The sequence below is a fragment of the Grimontia celer genome (assembly GCF_900055185.1).
In the GTDB taxonomy this organism is placed as follows: Bacteria; Pseudomonadota; Gammaproteobacteria; order Enterobacterales; family Vibrionaceae; genus Enterovibrio; species Enterovibrio celer.
In genome coordinates this window covers 2121670-2143175 of the sequence record NZ_FIZX01000001.1, presented here as the reverse complement: position 1 = coordinate 2143175, position 21506 = coordinate 2121670, and the positions used below count along the sequence as shown (strand labels likewise).

General features: G+C 43.2%; 21 protein-coding genes. 17 read left to right on the top strand and 4 right to left on the bottom strand.

Going from position 1 to position 21506, the window contains the following annotated elements; translation table 11 throughout:
* The first annotated feature begins 37 nt into the window (after positions 1-37).
* The 10 genes from wecB (at position 38) to GCE9029_RS09365 (ending at position 11104) form a co-directional block, all read left to right on the top strand.
* Positions 38-1141 (top strand): non-hydrolyzing UDP-N-acetylglucosamine 2-epimerase, encoded by a 1104-nt coding sequence (gene wecB / locus GCE9029_RS09410; protein ID WP_062662918.1) that lies wholly within the window; start codon positions 38-40, stop codon positions 1139-1141.
* Positions 1134-1769: a PIG-L deacetylase family protein gene (locus GCE9029_RS09405; protein ID WP_062662915.1), complete on the top strand. Its 636-nt coding sequence runs from the start codon at positions 1134-1136 to the stop codon at positions 1767-1769. Before wecB ends, GCE9029_RS09405 begins: the two co-directional genes overlap by 8 nt.
* Before the next feature lie 10 nt (positions 1770-1779).
* Positions 1780-2637 (top strand): UDP-3-O-(3-hydroxymyristoyl)glucosamine N-acyltransferase, encoded by an 858-nt coding sequence (locus GCE9029_RS09400; RefSeq protein ID WP_062662913.1) that lies wholly within the window; start codon positions 1780-1782, stop codon positions 2635-2637.
* A gap of 22 nt (positions 2638-2659) precedes the next feature.
* Positions 2660-3859, top strand: coding sequence for a glycosyltransferase family 4 protein (locus tag GCE9029_RS09395; protein WP_062662911.1), 1200 nt, complete (start codon positions 2660-2662; stop codon positions 3857-3859).
* Complete coding sequence (locus GCE9029_RS09390) at positions 3856-4719, top strand: NAD-dependent epimerase/dehydratase family protein (RefSeq protein ID WP_062662909.1); 864 nt, start codon at positions 3856-3858, stop codon at positions 4717-4719. The genes GCE9029_RS09395 and GCE9029_RS09390 overlap by 4 nt, the downstream gene beginning before the upstream one ends.
* Complete coding sequence (locus GCE9029_RS09385; protein ID WP_062662907.1) at positions 4716-5276, top strand: sugar transferase; 561 nt, start codon at positions 4716-4718, stop codon at positions 5274-5276. The genes GCE9029_RS09390 and GCE9029_RS09385 overlap by 4 nt, the downstream gene beginning before the upstream one ends.
* Positions 5277-5427: 151 nt before the next feature.
* A complete protein-coding gene (locus GCE9029_RS09380; protein WP_062662905.1) occupies positions 5428-7377 on the top strand; it encodes a polysaccharide biosynthesis protein in 1950 nt (649 codons plus the stop codon).
* 175 nt (positions 7378-7552) lie between these two features.
* Positions 7553-8299 (top strand): glycosyltransferase family 25 protein, encoded by a 747-nt coding sequence (locus GCE9029_RS09375; RefSeq protein WP_062662903.1) that lies wholly within the window; start codon positions 7553-7555, stop codon positions 8297-8299.
* 78 nt (positions 8300-8377) lie between these two features.
* Positions 8378-9607, top strand: a complete 1230-nt coding sequence (locus GCE9029_RS09370; protein WP_062662901.1) for an O-antigen ligase family protein — start codon at positions 8378-8380, stop codon at positions 9605-9607.
* Between the two features lie 138 nt (positions 9608-9745).
* On the top strand, positions 9746-11104 hold the full coding sequence (locus tag GCE9029_RS09365) for an MBL fold metallo-hydrolase RNA specificity domain-containing protein (RefSeq protein ID WP_062662899.1): 1359 nt from the start codon (positions 9746-9748) through the stop codon (positions 11102-11104).
* Between the two features lie 318 nt (positions 11105-11422).
* On the opposite strand, the gene GCE9029_RS09360 is transcribed toward GCE9029_RS09365, so the two are convergent.
* The 4 genes from GCE9029_RS09360 to GCE9029_RS09345 all read right to left on the bottom strand — a co-directional run bounded on the left by GCE9029_RS09360 (position 11423) and on the right by GCE9029_RS09345 (position 15490).
* A complete protein-coding gene (locus GCE9029_RS09360) occupies positions 11423-13594 on the bottom strand; it encodes a YjbH domain-containing protein (RefSeq protein ID WP_062662897.1) in 2172 nt (723 codons plus the stop codon).
* A 2-nt stretch (positions 13595-13596) separates the two neighbouring features.
* Entirely contained in the window at positions 13597-14403 is an 807-nt protein-coding gene (locus GCE9029_RS09355) for a capsule biosynthesis GfcC family protein (protein ID WP_062662895.1), read from the bottom strand.
* 4 nt (positions 14404-14407) lie between these two features.
* Positions 14408-15118 (bottom strand): YjbF family lipoprotein, encoded by a 711-nt coding sequence (locus GCE9029_RS09350; RefSeq protein ID WP_062662893.1) that lies wholly within the window; start codon positions 15116-15118, stop codon positions 14408-14410.
* 120 nt (positions 15119-15238) lie between these two features.
* Positions 15239-15490 carry a hypothetical protein gene (locus GCE9029_RS09345; RefSeq protein WP_062662891.1) on the bottom strand — a complete coding sequence of 84 codons (252 nt, stop codon included), beginning with the start codon at positions 15488-15490 and terminating at the stop codon, positions 15239-15241.
* Positions 15491-15685: 195 nt separating this feature from the next.
* Between GCE9029_RS09345 and GCE9029_RS09340 the strand changes: the two genes are divergently transcribed.
* The 7 genes from GCE9029_RS09340 (at position 15686) to GCE9029_RS09310 (ending at position 21504) form a co-directional block, all read left to right on the top strand.
* Positions 15686-16075, top strand: a complete 390-nt coding sequence (locus GCE9029_RS09340) for a hypothetical protein (RefSeq protein ID WP_231870063.1) — start codon at positions 15686-15688, stop codon at positions 16073-16075.
* A 385-nt stretch (positions 16076-16460) separates the two neighbouring features.
* On the top strand, positions 16461-17486 hold the full coding sequence (locus tag GCE9029_RS09335; protein WP_062662889.1) for a sugar transferase: 1026 nt from the start codon (positions 16461-16463) through the stop codon (positions 17484-17486).
* Entirely contained in the window at positions 17471-18697 is a 1227-nt protein-coding gene (locus tag GCE9029_RS09330; protein WP_062662887.1) for a capsular polysaccharide export protein, LipB/KpsS family, read from the top strand. Before GCE9029_RS09335 ends, GCE9029_RS09330 begins: the two co-directional genes overlap by 16 nt.
* A gap of 89 nt (positions 18698-18786) precedes the next feature.
* On the top strand, positions 18787-19698 hold the full coding sequence (locus GCE9029_RS09325; protein WP_231870062.1) for a KpsF/GutQ family sugar-phosphate isomerase: 912 nt from the start codon (positions 18787-18789) through the stop codon (positions 19696-19698).
* 5 nt (positions 19699-19703) lie between these two features.
* Positions 19704-20066, top strand: a complete 363-nt coding sequence (locus tag GCE9029_RS09320; protein ID WP_062662885.1) for a hypothetical protein — start codon at positions 19704-19706, stop codon at positions 20064-20066.
* A gap of 5 nt (positions 20067-20071) precedes the next feature.
* Positions 20072-20854: an ABC transporter permease gene (locus GCE9029_RS09315; RefSeq protein WP_062662883.1), complete on the top strand. Its 783-nt coding sequence runs from the start codon at positions 20072-20074 to the stop codon at positions 20852-20854.
* A complete protein-coding gene (locus tag GCE9029_RS09310; RefSeq protein ID WP_062662882.1) occupies positions 20851-21504 on the top strand; it encodes an ABC transporter ATP-binding protein in 654 nt (217 codons plus the stop codon). The genes GCE9029_RS09315 and GCE9029_RS09310 overlap by 4 nt, the downstream gene beginning before the upstream one ends.
* The last annotated feature ends 2 nt before the right edge of the window (positions 21505-21506 follow it).

Below are 21506 nucleotides of genomic sequence, written 5' to 3'. Positions count from 1 at the left end.
TAATGATACCAGTCTTCACTTAAGAGAGTTATAAAGAATGAAAATCGTAACAATATTGGGTGCAAGACCCCAGTTTATTAAAGCCGGCTCGGTCAGTCGTGAGATTGGTAAATTAAGGGATAGAGGCGAAAATATTCAAGAAGTCTTAGTGCATACAGGTCAGCACTATGACGCAAATATGAGTGATGTTTTCTTTGAAGAGATGAGAATTCCAAAGCCAGATTACTTTTTAGGCATCGGAGGCAAATCTCATGGTGAAATGACCGGACAGATGATCGAGAAAATCGAGAAGGTACTCATTAATGAAACTCCAGATTGGGTGCTGGTATATGGAGATACTAACTCAACCTTAGCTGGAGCAATTGCAGCATCAAAACTAAAAATAAAAATCGCTCATGTTGAAGCTGGTTTACGTTCTTACAATATGGCCATGCCAGAAGAGATAAATCGAATACTCACCGATAGAATCAGTAATGCTTTGTTTTGTCCTACCCAGAAAGCGATGGATAATATTAACTCGGAAGCATATAAAGAGTGGAATTTTTCAACGGAAGCCTATTTGTGTGGTGATGTAATGCTAGATGGGGCTTTGTTTTATAAGAAATTATCACAAAAACCTACCGATTTAAAAGTTGATCGAAAATTCGTTCTATGTACTTTACATCGTGCGGAAAATACCGATGATATAAATCGGATTTCTCAAATAATTGATGCCTTGAGTATTATTGCCCAAGAAGTGGATGTCATACTACCACTACATCCAAGGACAAAAAAGGTAATCGAAAAATTCGGATTAAACACGGACAAATTAGTGATTATAGATCCTGTCGGTTATCTCAATATGGTTTGGTTAATTGACAATTGTAAGTTAGTAATGACTGATAGCGGTGGGTTACAAAAAGAAGCATTCTTCTTCGGGAAACATTGCTTAACAATGAGAGATGAGACCGAATGGGTCGAGTTGGTCGATAATGGTTTTAATATTTTAGTCGGAGCAAGCAAGGATCAGATACTTAAGAACTATTATTCCGCAGACTTCAATAATGACTTTTCTATTAACCTTTATGGTGACGGTAAAGCTAGTTATTCGATAATTAAAACATTACAAAAATATCAGTTCGGAAAGTTAATACATGATTGAAAATTACAAAAATGTACTTGTATTAGCTCCTCATACAGATGATGGTGAGTTGGGAGCTGGTGCAACTATATCAAAGCTAATAGAAAATGGTGCAAATGTAACCTACGTTGCATTTTCTACTGCTTCCAAGTCGGTACCAGAAGGTTTCCCTTCAGATATATTGAAAACAGAGGTCAAAGAAGCTACGCACTGTTTAGGCATTAAACCTGAAAACTTGATTATCTATAATTATGAAGTGCGAAAGCTTAATTATAGTCGACAGGAAATATTGGAAGACTTGATTAGCCTTCGTAGGAAAAGTAATTTTGATTTAATACTTACACCTTCGCTACAGGATATTCATCAAGACCATGCTACTATTGCTGTAGAGTCTCTGAGGGCTTTTAAAAATACAACCATTTTGGGTTATGAGTTAATATGGAATAACCTTTCATTTGATACGAAGTGTTTTGTTAAGCTTGAAAGTAAATTTCTCGTGAATAAATGCGACGCTCTAAAAAAATATCGTTCTCAAGGTTCGCGAAACTATCTCTCTGAGGAGTTTATATTTTCATTAGCCAAAACCCGAGGCGTTCAGGCTGGTTGTGACTACGCTGAGTGTTTTGAAGTTATTAGAATGTATCTTTAGAGAGTCCAGCATGAAAAAAGCATTAAGAAGCCAAATCTTTGCTCACGAACTAGCCTCAGCTCTTGGGCTGGAACTAATTGGTGAACGCAATTGTATTATAAAGGAAATAGTCAGTGTCAGTAACGCTGTAAAGTTTGGTCTATGTTTTAGTAAAAAAGCAAATGACGGACTGATCTCTGGCATAGTGATTGGTCTAGAAAACGTATTAGCAGAATCTTTAATTGTGAGTGAAAATCCAAGATTAGATTTCTGTAGAGCTCTTTCTTGGTTGATTGATAATGGTTGTCTAGAAGTTGGTAACAACGAAGGAAAAATTCATGACAATACCTCCATTGCGCCTACGGCAGTAATCGAAGAAGGAGTAGAAATAGGCGAGCATACGGTCATAGAGCATAACGTAGTCATTCACAAAGGAACCAAGATTGGAAGTCGCTGTATCATTAGGTCAGGTACTGTGTTGGGGGCGCAGGGCTTTGGTTTTGAAAAGAATGAAAAAGGAGAGTGGGAACGCTTTCCTCATATTGGCGGCCTCAAAATAGGCAACAATGTTGAAATTGGCGCTCTAAATAGCGTGTGTATCGGAGCTATTGATGACACAATCATTGAAGATGGTGTGAAAACAGACAATTTGGTACACATAGCGCACAATTGTCGTGTTGGGAAAAACTCTATTTTGACTGCTTGCGTGGAACTTAGCGGTGGTGTGGTGCTTGGTGAAGGAGTTTGGATGGGGCCCAATTCGTCGACTATGCAGAAAATTAAGATCGGTGACTATGCATTAGTAGGTGTTGGATCCACAGTTACAAAAAGTGTAAATCCAAACTATACCGTTGCTGGTAATCCGGCAAAAGTTATTAAAAAGTCTTGATGACTTTAGTGAGAGTCACTTAATGAATGTTTGGTATATGCATCCCTATGCTGGAACACCAAAAACAGGAATGTCCTTTAGGCCTTATTATATTTCACAAGAACTAAGCAAACTCGGATTAGACACAACGGTTATTTCTTCTTCTTATCACCACTTGTCTCAAAGAAAAGGGAATTTAATCGGGTGCAACACCCTTGAAAACCAAAAATATTACTTTGTGAAAAATAACGAATACAAAGGTAATGGAATTGGTAGAGTTTTAAATATGCTAAGATATGGCATAGGTATGTTTGGTCTTTCTTTCCACCGATTTGCGAAAAATAATAAACCCAATGTGATAATTGTCTCAACTGCACATCCTTTTCACATTTTTGCGGCAAAATATTATGCTGATAAATATTCTGCAAAATTGATATTGGAAGTGAGAGATATTTGGCCAATGAGTCTGAACGAGTTGGCGGGACTAAGTCCTAATCACCCATTATCTCGCCTGATTGAAATAACCCAGAACTATGCATATAAAGTATGCGATCATTGTGTATCACTACTAGCAAATTCTGAGGAGTACTTTCAATCTAAAGGTTTGCCCTCAAATAGTTTCTCATACATACCTAATGGTATTGAATTAGGCATGTCGGAAAGTCACAAACACGACATTATAGATAAAATTCGGAATGATTTATCCGGCTACGACTTGTCTATTGGCTATACTGGGGCGATTGGAGTTCCAAATAATCTAATGCCTCTTATAAAAGCAGCTGACGAATTATCTAAAAGTAATGTTGCTATTGTTTTGGTTGGCGATGGAGTGTTAAAGGAAGAAATAGAACAGTATGTTTCAAAAAATGCTATAGATAACGTATTTATTTACGATCCTGTTCCTAAGTCAGTGATTCCAAGTGTTATTGGTGTTTTTGACATTATGTTTATCAATGCAAAGCCGTCGAAAATCTATCGGTATGGAATATCGCCTAATAAGATTTTCGATTATATGTTGCAAGATAAAGTCGTTTTGAATGGTATAGACGCACCAAACAATCCTTTGACAGAATGCGGCAGCGAATTGTATTTTTCTTCAGAAAGTCCTAGCGATATAGTAAGCAAAGTCCTTGAGTTCAAGTGCTCACCATATTCGGTCAAAACGAGTGATTTGGTGTTAGAACAATACAGTTACAGAAGCCTTGCTCTCAAGTACAAAAGAGTCATAGAGTCGATACGATGAAAGTGTTAATTACCGGGCATACTGGGTTTATAGGTACTCATCTAAAGGGTTTTTTTGACCAAAACGCTATTTCTTACAGTCTCTCTACCGATAGGTATCCGGTTTGCAAAGATAATCTAGACGACATTTGCACTGTTCTACATCTCGCTGGGATGGCGCACAACAAAGCTTCAACTAAGAACGACTTTTATGAGGTAAACGCATCTTATCCTTTTGAGTTAGCTCAAAGGGCCAAAAACAAAGGGGTTAAGAAGTTTATCTATCTGAGCTCTGTAAATGTTTATGCTCAGATAGATAATTTTCCGATATCAGAGAGTAACCATGTATCACCGGATACTGACTATTCAAAAAGCAAGTTGTTGGCCGAACAGCATCTAAACACATTGGTTTCCGAAGAGTTTCAGGTGATTGTCTTGCGTTGTCCTTTGGTTTATGGGAAGGGCGCTCCAGCAAATTTTGCTCGTTTGATGGACTTAACGAAGAAGTTGCCCATAACGCCTTTTGGCTGTGCTACGTCAAAAAGGAGCTATATAAGCGCTGGTAATCTTTGTTCAGCCATTCTCTCTTGTGTTAACTCCAAAGTGCCAATTAGCGGGCTGTATAATGTTACGGATGCATGTGATTTAAGTACTCAAAAACTAGTGCAGTTAATGAAACAGAGTATCTCCAAAAAATACGTCGATGTGCCTATTCCTGTTTCCTTAATCCACCGTTTGGCGGGGATGTTTGGGGTAAGTAGGCTAGCAGACACATTGTATCGGCCTTTTATGATAGACTCTTCTCGGTTTCAACGTGACTTCAAGTGGCATCCTATGGAAACGCCAGAACAAGCTATGTACAAGTTGTGGAGTGATCAATGATCAGGTTTGTTGATTTTTTAGCCTCTTTTTTTGGTCTTTTGATCTTGAGCCCAGTGCTTTTGATCATATGTTTTTTGGGCTTTTTTGATACAGGGTCTCCAATTTTCGTTCAAACACGAGTTGGGAAAAACAAGAAGCCATTTAAGTTAATCAAATTTCGCACCATGGCTGTAGACACTGCTTCTGTGGCAAGCCATCTAGCAAGTACTTCTTCGATCACTAAATTTGGCCGATTCTTACGTCGCTCCAAACTGGATGAACTACCACAACTACTGAATGTTTTGGTCGGTGATATGAGTTTGGTTGGCCCTCGTCCAAATCTTTTCAACCAAGATATGCTCATAGCTGAACGTCAGGCATTGGGGGTGTATGACGTAAAACCAGGAATTACTGGGCTAGCGCAAGTGCAGAATATAGACATGTCTGAGCCAGTACTTCTCGCTAAAACTGATAAGGCTATGATTGAGAGCCTAAATATTCGGAACTATATTCGATACATTGCTCTTACGATAGGTGGCAGTGGTGCAGGCGATGCTGTAAATGCAAAGAATGATTAAATATAACTCACGAAATTAAGCGTTTATCGTAAAACTAAACGAAAATACAACGAATAAGTGCTGGAAGGTAACTTGCTTCATACAGCACGTTGAATCATGCATTCATGCATTCATGCGCCTTAGTCGCCTATCTGTTACGAGAACACAAAGAATGATTGAGTTGAATACAATTTGGCGATTATCTCGATTCAAAAAGCGTCTTTTGAGTTTGATTTTTGACTCTATATTCATAGTGAGTTCTTTCTATGCGTCATATTGGGCAAGGTTAGGCCACCTTGAAAGGTTAGAAGATGCAAGAGCGATTTATGTGCTAGCTGGCACGCTCCTAATTACATTGATCGTGTTTACTAAGTTGGGCCTATATCGTGCAGTACTTAGATACCTCACATTTCATGCATTAGCTGTTATCAGTTTAGGAACACTAATATCTGCAATGGCTGTTGCTGTGCTCTCTTTCTATCTAGATGCTCCTGTACCTAGGTCAGTTCCAATAATCTATGGGGCATTCCTTTGTATCCTCTGTGGAGGTTCCAGGCTAGTCATCAGGGTATTGCTATCTCAGCGTCATGCAAAGGGAAGAAAAGGGGTTCTCATATACGGTGCTGGCTCAGCTGGTAGACAGTTAGCTCTTGCATTAAGAAATTCTGATACACATAAAGTCATTGGGTTTATAGATGAGGATGTAACCCTCGAGAAAACTGTTCTTATGGGGCTCGTGGTCCATAATGTAAAAAAGATCCACTCAATTGTAGAAAAAAGAAAAATCGACCAGATTTTGTTAGCTATTCCAAGTGCATCAAGATCTAGAAGAAAGGAAATCTTGGATTCACTGGTTTCATTATCGGCTGAAGTTCTCACCGTACCAGATATGAAGGATATTGTTGAAGGTAGAGCAACGATAGACGAACTCAAAGATGTTGACATAGACGACCTGCTCGGACGTGATCCGGTTGAGCCGCAACCTTCTTTGATGGAAGCGAATATCCGTGGGAAAGTGGTCATGGTCACTGGCGCTGGCGGTTCAATCGGCAGTGAGCTTTGTCGCCAAATTATTCAATATGGCCCCAAAAAACTGGTGCTTTTTGAGATTTCTGAATTCGCGCTTTACAGTATCGATCGCGAGCTAAACAGCCTAGTTTGTAAGCTTGGGGCTGGCGTTGAAATTGTTCCACTACTTGGGTCAGTTCAGCGTATCAATCGTTTAGCCGTCACCATGTCTTCATTTTCGGTACAAACGGTTTATCATGCTGCGGCGTACAAACATGTCCCACTAGTGGAATACAATGTCGTCGAAGGTGTGCGCAACAACGTTTTCGGCACTTATTATGCCGCTAAAGCTGCTGTGGAAGCAGGCGTTGAGTCGTTCGTACTAATATCGACGGACAAAGCGGTTAGGCCGACAAACGTGATGGGTACAACCAAACGAGTAGCTGAACTGGCTTTACAAGCACTAGCCGAAGACCAGAAACAGAATGGCGGAAAAACCCGGTTCTGTATGGTGAGGTTTGGTAATGTGCTTGGGTCTTCAGGCTCTGTGATTCCACTGTTTAAACGGCAAATTGCTGCTGGTGGGCCGCTTACGGTTACCCATCCCGACATTATTCGCTATTTTATGACTATACCCGAAGCTGCACAGCTCGTGATACAAGCTGGTGCCATGGGGAGAGGTGGTGACGTGTTCGTATTGGACATGGGGGAGCCGGTAAAAATCATTGATTTGGCTGTTAATCTCGTGCAGCTTTCAGGCCTTGATGTCAAAAGTGAAAGTAATCCACATGGAGATATCGAAATTCATTTCAGTGGATTGCGCCCAGGTGAAAAGCTTTATGAAGAGTTGCTCATTGGAGACAATGTAGAGCGCACAGCACACGAGCGTATAATGACAGCAAGCGAGCGTTTTCTATCGTTGTCCGAATTTTCAGACCTGTTAGCGCGCTTGGACACTGCATGCCATACATTCGATCATGAATCGATTCGTAAACTATTACTAGAGGCGCCTACTGATTTTTCGCCGACTAATGGTATTGGTGATTTGGTATGGAATGCGGCGAAACAAAACGAGAGGCAAGGCAATGTCGTTCCAATCCCTAAGTCGTTATAGCAATACTTTTAAGTGACTAAAAACGCGGTTTTGTACCGCGTTTTTAGAGGAAAAGGAAAAAGCAACCACCAACAATCCTATAGCTTTCCCGTTTCCTTTCTCGAATCTCGCCATTTTCTTGAATCTAGGATAGACTGCTGCACTAGCTTTAATCCAAAGAGTGGTGTAGATATCCGTGTCAAATGTTTTCGTTATTAGCTTGAAAAGAAGTGTCGAGCGCCGTGAAAAAATCTCTGAAGAAATGGCTCAAAAAAGCATATCATTTGCATTTTTCGATGCTGTAGATGGTCATCAGGGGCCACCCGATCTTGCAGCTGATTATGATTATTCAAAAAGACTATGGCTGACAAGTGGCTACATGCCATCTAAGGGCGAGCTTGGCTGTTACGCCAGCCATTACGCGCTTTGGATTAAATGTTTGGAAATGGGAGAGCCGATTGTCGTTTGTGAGGATGACATTACACTGTCTGATGATGCCCTAAGCGTTTTGTCATTAGCGCTTGAAAAAGTTAGTGATTATGGCTTCTTACGTCTTGAAGATATTGAGCCGGGTGGAGAACGTACCTCAGTTGAAAAATCGGAATCCAGTACAGTATATTTGATGAAAGATAACTACGGAGGTCTTCGTAGCTACGCGATATCACCAAAAGCCGCAATGCGCTTGGTCAAGCATAGATGGTGTTTTCCAGTGGACTGTTTTGTAGGTGCAAATTATATTCATGGCCAGTTTTCTTACCAACTTACGCCTCTATTAGTAGAGTCACATGGTAATTACGACTCAACTATTCAGGAACCTAATGTACCTAGAAAATCAAGGACGCCAATCTATCGAAAACTAAGTCGGGAGTTATATACGCTTTATAAAAAAATTTCTCTTGCTCTCATGTATCGGAAAAAGCTAAAAGAGCTAATGCCCAAGTAATATCACGATGGATCCACTAAGTTTCAGTCGCAAGGATATGCATGACGTTATTCATTTTTTCCGCTTAGATATTGAGAAATGACAGTTATCACTTTCCAGAACTTCGCTTCACAAAGTAAGCAGCGTCTTGAGGAGCTGTTTTTGCTCAGCCCCCTTGCTGTATTATTTTTTTGCATATTTAATATCGCCGATACAAAATCAATTCTGTCAAGGTTAATTCCCATCGTAAGTGTGTATTGCCTTTTTTTTTACCGGAATGCCATTAAGCAGAATTGGCAAAGGGCATCAATCCATCCTTTGATGATTTGCAGTTTGCTCGCATTTTTCTATTTCGGCCTTTCGCATCTCATCCGTGGGGATAACTTTGGTTACTCGCGCACTTTAGTGACCGGTTTAGCTTATCTTCTCTTGCTTCCTTGGCAAAAACTTCCACGGAAATTATTGGCAAGCTCTTTACCCGTTGCGGCTATATTCTGTGGCTTGAATGCTATGTATGAATTTTGGGGGATGGGTATACAACGTGTTGGTTTGGCGACCAACCCTATTCCTTACGCCTTGTTCTGTGCGGTTATGGTGTTAGGCTCTCTCCATCAATTGCTAGTCACTCAGTCATGGGGAATACGTTTGGTTTCGGGACTCGGTATTGGTTTTGCAGGCATGGCCTTGGTGCTTACTGATGTGCGCGGAGTGATTCTTTTCCTACCTATCGTTATGGTATTTCTGGCTTTGCGCATGCTCCCACTCTCCGGCCGGGCGTATTTAGCTGTACTACTGACTATTGCGACGGTCTGTGGTCTGGGGTACAAGGCCTTCGAGGAAAAAATTGATCAACGCATCGAACTAACAGAAAAAGAATTTAAGCTGATTGAGCATGGTAATTTCAATACCTCTATTGGCACTCGTTTTACGCTTTGGCTGCAAGGAAAAGAGACTGCTTTGCAAGCACCGATTTGGGGCGTTGGTGATCAAGCGTTACACGCTGACATTAAAGCATTACCTTTACGTGATACTACAATCTCCCCCCATCTTCACAACCAATATATTGATACTCTGGCTCGCTATGGCGTAATTGGGTTATTTATATTACTAGCTTGGATGGTGTCACCTCTTTTTTATGTCAAGCCCAAAGGTGGTGTTGGCGTGCGGTTTGAGCCACTGTTAAGCAGTGTGATCTTGATGATTGCTCTAGCAGGTTTGACAGATGTGCCGTTCCATCATACTCATTTAGTTTACTTGTTCACGCTGTTTACGGGGGCTTGGTTAATGATGCCAAACGAAGACAGCGCGAGTAGATTCATTACAGAGTAGTTGTCTTTGCGCTTTGATGAATAGTATTGCAACCCAGTTGCTCTGAATTCGGTAATCCCTCTCATACCCTGTATGAGAGGGATTTTTTTGTTCCTGATTTAGGCATTATGGTGAATATCAATACATGGAAGATTCGATATGCACATCACCCACCACGGTGCCAAAACCGGTGTAACTGGCTCATGCCATCAACTCACCACAGAAAGTGGAAAGCTCCTCATTGATTGTGGTTTGTTTCAAGGTGAAGAAGCGCGGTCGCTCGATATCGAATTTGATGTTCATGATATAGATGCATTAATCCTTACCCACGCCCACATCGACCATATCGGACGCCTACCCTGGCTGCTAGCGGCAGGTTTTAACTCTCCTATCTACTGTACTTTGGCAACTGCCAAGTTGATTCCAATGATGTTGGACGATGCGCTTCGCCTTCAACTGGGGCTTAAGCGAAAAGATAGACAGCGTATTCTCAAACTTATCGACTCACTCACTGTTCCTGTACATTATGGAGTCTGGCGAAGTGTTAATCATAAGTCCGATTTAGTGGCAGATATTCGCTTTCAACCAGCAGGTCATATCCTAGGCTCTGCCTTTGTGGAAGTGAAACTCCCCAGCAAAGAAGTGATTGTCTTTTCTGGGGATCTCGGCCCTAACAACACGCCTTTACTCCCAGACCCAATGCCACCTGAAAGAGCAGATGTGCTGGTGATAGAGAGTACCTATGGTGACGGGGTACATGAGTCAATAGAACACAGAGCGCAAAGACTCAAAGCTTTAATTGACCGCTCGCTGTTAGACGGAGGCGTAATACTTATTCCCGCATTCAGCGTCGGGCGCACCCAAGAACTGCTTTTTGATATCGAAGCCATCATTACCACTCAATTGGATGACCTTGAGAAACGGGAGTGGTCGAAAATCCCCGTCATTTTGGATTCGCCAATGGCGGCCAAAGTAACTGACCAGTATCGCGAATTCAAAACTCTTTGGAGCGAGGAAGCAAAAACAAGATTAGAAGCTGACAGACACCCACTCGCATTTGAACAGTGTATAACCATCGATTCGCACAGTGATCATCAAGCTTTAGTCAATCGACTAAAGCAAACGGGAGAGCCCGCGATCGTCGTTGCTGCCAGTGGCATGTGTAATGGTGGCCGTATTTTGAATTACCTGAAAGCACTACTGCCAGATGCCAGAACCGATGTGATATTAGCAGGCTATCAAGCGAGAGGAACACTCGGGCGAAAACTCCAACGTGGAGAAAAGCAGGTTGAAATCGACAATCAACCAATCGATGTTAGTGCCCACATTCACACCATGTCCGGCTACTCCGCCCATGCAGACAAAAATGAACTGCTGCAGTTTATAGAAGGCATTCCTGCAAAACCCAAAGAAATCAGAATTGTTCATGGCGATGCCGAAGCGCAAGAAGCGCTGGCGAAAGAGATAAAACAGCGAGGTTTGGCGGAAAGGGTGGTGATGGCGAAAGACAGGGACTAGGGGAGACAGATCCTAGGGTAAGAGCAAGGTCCTAGGATCCTAGGTTAGAGCGGTGAAACGAAAGAGCGGGTGTGCAGGAAAAGTGGAATACCGGAAGAGCAAGGAATACTGAATACAGGAAAAAGCTTGATTATCTGTGGGACCCTGGAAAAACCGTAATCCGTAATCCGTAATCCGTAATCCCGTATTCTGTAATCTCGTATTCTGTACTCAGTCACCCTTAGCTCTTAAGCTCTTTCTAGGACCCTGGGACCTCAGCTCTTCGCTCTTCCTAGGATCTAGGACCTGCTCTTCCTCGCCCCTTCGCACTTCGTGCGATTACCTATTCGTAAACTCCGAATTCGGATAACGCCCATCCGTCATGCTGTAAAGGCTGTATTTTCTACCCAGCATCTGGCCGCCATCTCGGGAAAGCGGTGTCCAGCCGATAACGGCACGGCTTGCGCTTGGCTTAACCGTAAAGATGTCGAAAGGAATCGAGATATAGAAGCCTTTGTTAAAGCTACCTTCACCAAACTCTTCCGCTGACAGGTTGGTTTTCGCCATATAGGCACCCGCAATCACGCCGCTATCAAATTGCTTGGAAACATCCAGCGTTACACCTTTATCTTCGGCCAGATACTGACCGACACTTGCCTTAATCAGCAAATCATCAAACCAGCTCCACTCTGGGCGGTAATAAGTGGTGAAGTGGCCGGTTGGTGTGCCAGTTTGTACTCGGTAGTAACGACCAGTAATTGGGTCGAAATGTACTTCTTCGGTGAAAATGCCAAACTCTGAATTCGGGTCGCGCTGCGCCACATAGTTCATGTCCAAGCCAAATGCCCAGTTGCTGTTAAGAGGGCGGTACAAGACTTCACCACCTACACCTGCAAACATGGTTTCCAGGTAGCCGCCGTATGCCTGAACATAGAAACTATCGCCGAACTTATCAAAAGCCGTTAACTGAAGATTGCTCACGCGAACAGTGTTATCAGAAATGTACTGACGAACCAGCGTCCGAACGCGTTTTAAATCTGTGCCATCAGGCGGTACGTCATATTTGAATTTGTCGTAGTTGTCGTAAAGGTTAACGTAAACCCCGCCGCCAAATTCGATATTGTCGGTTAGCCAATAGCTCGCGCCAGCAGTCACGCCTACATTAAACAGGTAGAAGTCTTCCGAACCACCAATTGATTGCTGAAGACTTGGGTTAACACTGACCGACCAAGGTTTGCTGGTATCAGCCTGCAACATGCCACGTGCAGATTCAGGATTAACGCGCGTCGTGGTTTCCGTCACACTTGCACCAACATACTCCTGATTAGCCACTTTACGGTAGGCAGCCGCATCAATGTCAGTCTGAATGGTGGTTTGTTTGGCTTGTTGCTCTACCAAATGATAAGTCGACGCTTTAGACCCCGTATTGGTCAGAATCATCGCCGCTTTTTCATGGGCGAAATCGCGGTTGCGGTATTTAGATTGGCTACCCACTACCGTGATGCTTTCATCATCTGCATACACTTTGGTGTCGCCATAACCCGCAATGGTTTCCAGATCAGTCGCGACGCGATCCCAATCAATATCTTCAACTGATTTACCCTGAGCGCCATTGTATGCAGGTGTTGGAGTATCTACCCAGTTTTGCGCCAGCGTGTTGAAATTGGTTTTTAGCGTGAAGCCCACCGTCCAGGTATTACCGCGTTCATAACTGGCGCGGATATCCCCCCAGTTACCAAATTTATAAACTGCGCCTAAGTTGAATGGCGAATCCTGCGGCATTTCCTTAACATCTTTAACGACCAAAGTATCGCTTTGATAGTTGTTGCCGTCATACTCCAGTTTCAGGATCAGTGGTTCCCAAGGTGTTTGATACTCCACGCCCCCAAACACTGACATACAACCGGTAAACCAGCGGCCATAATCAAAGCTACCGCCTTTGCCTTTGTAAGAGGTATCGCGACCGCAATCATCGCCGAGTGAGGTGTCACCTTTCAGGTTGGCGCGGTTACCGATATAACCCCAGCCGATACCCGCCGTAAAGTCGAACGGCCCTATGTGTTTGCTGGCGGCAATATACTCACCATCAAACAAACCAGTACCACCAAGATCTCTTAGCCCGATGGAAGTTTCAGGGATCCAATAACTTTCCTCTAAGAGTCTTAATTTTACGTCTATTCCTTTATCGGTATAAGCTCGGTCTTCAGGCGCAAAATTCGGATTGTTATTGTATTTCCGATCTGGAACCTGAGTGTAGCGGATAGTTGCTTCCAGCCAAGGCATCAACTGTAGGGAGCTATGGTAATGATGGTAATCATCATTCATAGTCACACCCAGCGAAAACTCACCTTCCGGTGCCACGCGTCCTGTTGGCATTTGCATTAAACCCACACCGCCAAAGTCACTTTGCGTTGGTGTAAACGGCGTGAAATCCAAATCGTTTGCGACCGCAGGCATTGCATGCATCACTGCCAGAGAAAGAGTAGAGAGTTTAAAAAAGGAACAACACATGACTACATAACCCGATGTTGAAGAAGACGCGGAATATCGCGGTTAAGAGAAGAGAGCTCAGAGGGTAAACTTTGAAAAGGCACAAAAATCACAGCGCCCGGTGCTACGTTCTTTGGCACTTGGTTCCAGTAAGCCACTGGGTGAGTCTCAAGCTTGCCATTTGGCTGAACGACTGAAACTTCACTGATCCCAAAGTTATTCAAGGTGTCAGCAGTGTCGAGATAATCATCCGCGATATAAACAGGCGAAAAATCAGCGTCAGTGGTTTGGGTGACTGCGCCGATGACCCAAACATTGTTTGGCCGGCTAGGAAGTAGCAGCATGAGATCGCCACGCACCAGAGGGTTCACCTTGCTACCCGCGAGATAGAAATCTTCATCCAGCTCGACTGAAATTCGGGAAGCAAATGTTGATGAGGCGAGGAAGTCGGAAAGGGTAGAAACAGCGCCTAGTTTTTCTGCATCGCCCTTCCACTGCTCCTTGAGTGAGCCCAATTGATTTTCAATGCGAGCTGTCAACGCGTCGATATCAGCGGTATCGGCAGTATTAAATAATCCTGCGCCTTGCCAGAAAATGGTATCGGTATTGTGAGCAAGAATGTTAGTAGCGTTAGCTCTAACCACGCTAGCGCCTTGTGACACTACTTGTGAAACTCGGGTTGCACCATCAAACGTGACTTGATAGACACGTTTGTCGTCTGTTGCGGTTTTTACCGTCAACACGGTTTGTTCTGCGGTATGAGCGATGGTAGGTACTGCAAGCAGCGCCAAAACAAAGCATGACCGGATAAAGGAAAAGTAAGGTTTCATTTTATTACTTGCCTCCCGCAAAGGGTTTCAGCAGTGTGAGCTCAATGCTTGGCATACCCGGGGCTGGAGTTTGAACGCTGGCAACCACCTCGCCGGAATCAGGTTTTAACCAAAATTCGTTTTCAAAGGCGATATCAAGCTGAGTGGCGCGCACATACTCGATAAAGTGCAGTGTTGAAACTGGCTTTTCATTAATCAGCAGGGTTTGCTCGCCTTGCAGCTGGAAGCGAGATTCCAGCGTGTAACCGACATGGTTACCTGGCTGCCAATCCACTTTGCGCTTCCACACCTGTGGGGTGACACTTTTCAGTAAACCCAAAGCCAAAGGATCGGCTTGGTGCGAATAGCTGGCAGAAAGGTTCCCACCATGAAGATTCACCGTTTTTACAATGCGGCCATATTCGGTGACCAGCATTTCGTTGGTGGCAGACAGCCACTTCAATTGAAAACTCTGGGTAGGTTCGGCAAGGTTCGACATGCTTGGGTTGGCATAACCCAACACCATAAATGCCTGGCCACTTTTTTCCGTTTTGGCATACAGGCTGGCGTAAGGAAGGTCATTGACTTTGTCTGCCGAAATCACTACATCGTCATGTCCGAACAATGCGAGCGACATCGTGTCTTGCACATCCTGAAATTTTTGACTGCAGCCAGAAAGGGCAAGGACTGCACCTATTAGCGCAATGGCTTTTAAGCCGAAATTACAATTTTTCATAGTACTACAACTGAGTCGCCAACAAGCCTAAACGAACGATGCGGCGTTAATTCTAAGGGTATAAATATGAAGAAAACCGAACAGCTTGCACTGTTCGGTTTTTTTTACGCAACTTACTGATTAACCTTGAGTGGTAACAGAAGTTGAAGTCGTGGTTGCAGTGTCGTTGTCAGATGCGTCAACCGCAACAACAACTGCTGCAACAACAGCAGCACCGATCGCAACACCAGTTGCAGTTACACCACCAACAGCAGCGGTAGATGCAGTTGCACCACCTGCGGAACCGCCAGTAGAAGCTGCAGTTTCTTCAGCAGCCATTGCTGGTGCTGCCATCATCATTGCTGCCAGAGCTGCAATTGCTGATTTTTTCATGAAAAACTCCATATCTTTTATGAGTCACCTGTTTCTACATTTAGACAGGCTCCTAAAATGCTAAACAGTATTGGGAATTAAGTAAACATATAAAAAATGTCAATCAGCAATTCCTTGTGCAATGGAGCACTTCAAAGTTCATAAAAAAGACTAGTGTGTCTCTATTGAGTCTAATGGTTTAAAAAAGTACACTTCGTGCCAATTAAATTTGGCAGTGTCGGTGTCGCCATGAAGTCTTTAGTTTTTGTTCCACTCTTTGCTTTTATCCTGTTAGTCACGGGCTGCTCAGGCCCTCGCTCATCTATTCAAGCGAATGGCTCCATTGTGTGGAGTAACGGTGTAGAAGAAAAAGTCCGTGTATCTCCTTCCAACGAACATTTCGTTTTCCTCCATAGCGGTTTTACCTCATCACAAGTAGTTGTTTATAGCCGGATACTCGGCGCTGGCACGCCAGAGTGTGAATATTACGTTAATGAACCCAAGCCCGAGGTGCGTTTAACCATCTGCCGTGAAGGCGAGGTTGAATTATTAGAAAGTGGCATCGTAATGAATGTGGGGCAATTAACCGTTTATGCCGATCACTGATGGTGAAAATGTAAATAAGTGTGTCATTGAAGATTTAATACGCGTTATTTGCGTCGCATTAATTGGGCTTTTTGAGGCAGTTAAAAATAGCACTTGTTTAGAAAATCATCGGCTTAGTGGCGTTTGATTAATTTCGAGCCAGTTAAATAAAAAATAACTGTTTTCTAATTTATTCACATGAATTGAAAGTGATACATTTCTGCCTTGATTTTACAAGGTCGAATGAAAACTGCGCTAGGCGGATGAATAACCGCTGCCTAAAAAAATACACCTAAGCCTTTGCAGGTTAAGCCACATTAGACATAGGCCAAATAAAGAAAAACAAATTGATCGCTATAACGTGCATTGGGGCCGACACCCAAGGGCGGTAGCGTGTCTGCTTTCCATGGTAGACCATCTTGAGTTGGGGTATGTAACAAAGATGACATTGATTGCCGAATCGGCCACCAAAAAAAGTATAGAAGACAAAACGCCAGTTCGAGTATTTGTTGGTGTGAGAAGTATTGTTGTTTATTGCTCGAAAGGTGAAGAGAAGGAACTTTTATCAAAACTATCTTTGTTGTCAGGAATGTCTTGGGATATCAATAATTACTCTCTTTCTCCAGAAAGCCTTCGTTCTAGGGTTGTTTGCTATTGGCACCCAGACAAATTGGATAAAAATGCATCTTCGCAGCTACTCGCTGTTGTTAAGGCTGGTGGTAGAGTGATGCCTTTGGTGGATCACCTAGAGTCGAAATATGGATTTACTCACCTCTCCTTGGTGAATGAACATTATTTTTTGCAACATCGCTGCTTCTATTCAGTAACAAGAAGATCCCGTCGTTTTATTAAGCGGTGCCTAGATATTGGGATTGCGTTATTGCTTCTTGCATTCACATGGCCCCTTATTCTGTTGGGAATGCTACTTGTTGGGGGAACGTCTGGTTTTCCAATTATTTACAAACAGGAAAGAGTTGGGAGGTATAACAAACCGTTTTTGATTTATAAATTAAGAACAATGATCAAAGACTCGGAATCGAATGGGTTAGCGAGATGGAGCTCGTCAGACGATGATCGAGTGATTCGTTTTGGTAAGATTCTCCGCGCGACTCGGATTGATGAACTTCCTCAAATTTACAACATTTTGAAAGGCGAGATGTCTTTTGTTGGTCCTCGTCCGGAAAGACAACAATTTATTGATTTGCTTCAAGAGCATGTTCCTTGGTATCCATTCCGACATAGTGTGAAACCAGGTTTAACTGGCTGGGCACAGATTAAATATGGTTATGGTTCATCGATCGAAGATGCCATGATCAAGCATCAATACGACATCTATTATCTGAAAAATCAGAGCATCGGGCTCGATCTGAAAATCACTCTGAAAACACTTAGAACGGTCTTTCAAGGGTTAGTGTCTTGTCTAAAGAAATAAGGCTGATAGCACTGGACCCTCCATACTCAAGATACTTCAAAGATTTAGTTAAGTGCTTGGATAGCAATGGAAATGTAGGATTCAAGCGGTTTTACATCAGCACGTTGGGCTATCTTGTGTTTGGAGTCGGGGATGCCTCGCTGATTAAGGCTGGCATTGTTAGAAAAAAGCCGAGCTTTACGACTAGAAAACGTGTCGTAACTTTGGCAAAGAAACTCAACTATTCTCTGAGTGCAAAGACACTTTACCGCTCAGCACAATACGTCGAGTGGCTCAGAGCCGAGTTGGAGCAATACAAAGTCAATACTTGCTTAATGTATAACGCAACGCGGTTTCATCACGCGTTAGCGATAACATTATTCGAGCAAATGAACGTATCGTATTACGTCTTTGAAAGAGGTAATCAAAGAGGGAAAACGACCACATTGCTGACAAGTCCTACACTTGTATCATTGCCAGTATTGATTGAGAAACCCGGCATAGAAACAGCAGAGCTCAAGCATTACGGAACAGAAACTTTTACTGATTATGTTTTGTTTTCTCTTTTCCTGATATTTGACCGTATTGGTAGTGTCTTCAGGCTAAATTTCGAACCACCAGACAAGATTTTACGAAAAAAAAATTACCCACAAATCTTGTTTCAATGGGTCAAAGCGAAGTACTCGCCCACACCAGTGTTAGATAGACAGTACCTACTTGTGCCGCTTCAACTGGAGTATGACAGTCAGGTACGACTTTTTTCTACGTTTAAAAGCACGCAAGCGTTTATAGAAGCAGTCGAGAAAGGCTTTTACCGCTCAACGCTGAGTGAAGAATATTCATTAGTTTTCACCACACATCCTTTTGAGTGTAAAAAGCACCAATTTGATCCTCGCTCACACTGCTATTCAGGGAAAACGGGAGTTTTAATGAGTGATGCTATCGCTGTGGCAACTATCAATTCAACGTCAGGTATGGAGGCGATTGAAAAGCTAAAGCCCTGTTTTATCTTCGGTGATGCGATATATAAACAAAAAGGCATAGTGATCCCAACAACGCAAGAGAGCTTTACCGATAGCCTAAATCAATGGCATCAAGACGCATGGTCACCTTCTCAACATGAAGTGGAAAGCTTGAAACGAAGAGTTTTTGTCAGCACTCAAGTAATAGGGTCTGTTTATAAGTATGACGCAGAATCTTTGGATGTTACTCAACAAAAGATCGTCAGTTAATGGAACGAATTGTGAAGAGTTTGGATGTAAATAACTATTACACAATCAGTGAGCATAAAGAGAATTGTGTTGCAGCGTTAAAGGAGACTTTGACTCAGCAATCAGAAGCACTGAAGCTTATCGCGACTCACCTTGATGAAAACGAATACCTGAAAGCGATTGATATTGTCATGGCTTGTTCAGGGCATGTTATTGTTTGCGGTATGGGAAAGTCCGGACATGTTGGTAAGAAAATCTCGGCGACGCTTGCATCTACGGGAACGCCTAGCTTCTTCCTTCATCCCGCAGAAGCATTCCATGGTGACCTCGGCATGATCACCGGTGATGATGTGGTTTTACTCATCTCAAATAGTGGAGAGACCGACGAAGTCTTGCAGCTGATCCCTTCGCTAAAAGTATTTGGTAACAGAGTGATAGCGCTTACGGGTAACGAAAATTCCACAATGGGAAAAAATGCAGATGCTGTGTTGAAAATTATGATCAACAAAGAATCTTGCCCAAACAACCTTGCTCCGACAACATCAACGACTGTCACCATCGCCATTGGTGATGCATTGGCCGTAGCACTGATGAAGCGTCGCCAATTTCTACCAAATGACTTTGCCAAATTCCATCCCGGTGGCTCCTTGGGGCGTCGGTTGTTGACGCGTGTTAAAGATGAAATGACGTCAAGCAACCTACCTTTAGTCACGTCTGATACCAGCATGACAGATGTTTTGGTGACCATGAACCAAAGCCGTCTTGGCGTTGCCATTGTGCATCAACAAGAAAAACTGTTGGGAATTATTACTGATGGAGACCTTCGAAGAGCATTCGCTAAATCAACAGATCTCAGCCGAGTGAAAGCGGGAGAGGTAATGACCTCAAATCCGAAAGTAACGTATGAAACCAGTATGTTGTCAGATGCGGAAGAAGTGATGCACCAGCACAAGGTATCTTCACTGATTGTCCTCAATGACAATGATAAGGTTTGCGGTATTATTCAAATCTTTAATATATAAAAATTATGAAAATCAATAGCATAGAAAAAGCCGCACTTGTTGCGGCTTCATTGTTCTTAATGGCTGGCTGTAGCTATCGCCCCCCGTTAGTTGAGGCCAATATTCCCCTTATTTCCCACACGACGAAAACGGTCACTGAAGAGACTTGTCTGGCAGGCATACCTGATCAACTGCTAGTCGGTGAGGCATTAACCATTGCCTGCTCGCAGCCAGAGACGTATGTCGTTGCTGATATTTACAAGTCCGCAATGGGTAACAGGTGTGCAGTATTGCTGGCGACAGAGAAAGAGTTAACCCTCTGCGCCTATACCGACACTCGGAATGAAACACTTTGGTTCAAAGTTCAGTCTGTTTTGTCTGGCATGTAATTGAAATGAAAGAGATCAGGCAAGCCCTCCGCGTGCAGGGGCGGGTAATCTATGCACTCATACTACGGGAAGCCTTGTCTAAATACGGGAAAAGCAAAATTGGCTATATGTGGGCACTGGTTGAGCCTATTTCACAGGTGCTACTTTTAGTGCTTATTTTCTCAGCATTAGGCAGGCAGTCGCCAGTGGGGGGCGATCTGGCTGTTTTCTTTGCAACTGGCATTGTTCCTTGGTTGCTATACAGCAACCTAGCCAAACGTATGTCTAGTGCATTCAGCGCAAATCAGGCCCTAATGGCATACCCCCACGTTACGCCTTTTGATGTGCTGATGGGGAGAGCATTGCTCGAAAGCACCACCATGATTGTCGTTTTTGCACTTATTGTGTTTGCTCTTCAATTGATGGGTAAAGCGCTGTCAATTCATGATTTGTTTAATGTAATTACAGCCTTACTGACACTGACGGTGTTCTCCATTGGCGTTGGAATGATCAATGCCGCTATTCGTGTGTATTGGGATAGTTGGGACAAACTCTTCAATGCGGCAAATAGACCGTTGTATTTTCTCTCGGGTATTTTTTTTACCGCTTCCAGTTTACCTCCGCAAGCGAGGGAGTTTTTGCAATGGAACCCCATCTTCCAGTGCGTAGAGTGGGTTAGGGCGGGGTTCTTCTCCACTTATGAAAGTGCCTATATTCGGTTTGATTTCGCCATAAGCTGCGCTTTGATACTGTTCACTTTAGGGCTGATTGGTGTTTCCCAAACGAAGCATAAAGCGAGGAATTTATGATTGAACTCGTTAACGTTTCAAAAAGGTATAAGACGCCGAACGGCATTAAGCAGGTACTTAAACCGTGCTCTTTCACCTTTCCGCAGGGTCGAAACATTGGGTTGCTGGGTGTTAATGGTGCGGGAAAATCAACCTTACTCAGAATGATCGCAGGTTCTGAAGCGCCAACGACAGGCAAAATTGTCCGCAACGTTAAAATGTCATGGCCACTCGGATTTTCGGGTGGTTTCAATGGCTCACTAACAGGATACGAAAACCTTCGCTTTGTAACCCGCATTTATGGTGAAGATATTCAGAGAGTTGAAGCGTTTGTTCGAGAATTCTCTGAACTTGGCGACTATCTGAATATGCCCATTAAAAGCTACAGCTCCGGTATGAAAGCCAGATTAGCTTTTGGCCTTTCTATGGCGATGGATTTTGAATGTTATTTGGTTGATGAAATTACTGGCGTTGGAGACCGACGTTTTCAAGAAAAGTGCCGCGATGCATTTAAAGCACGCAGTGAGCATGCCAGCATCATTATGGTTTCCCACAGCATGCCGACCCTTAAAGAGCATTGCGACATGGGCGCTGTGCTGGACAGAGGTGAACTGAAATTTTATGAAGACATCAATGAAGCCATTGATACGTACTTGAATTTATCGAAATGAAG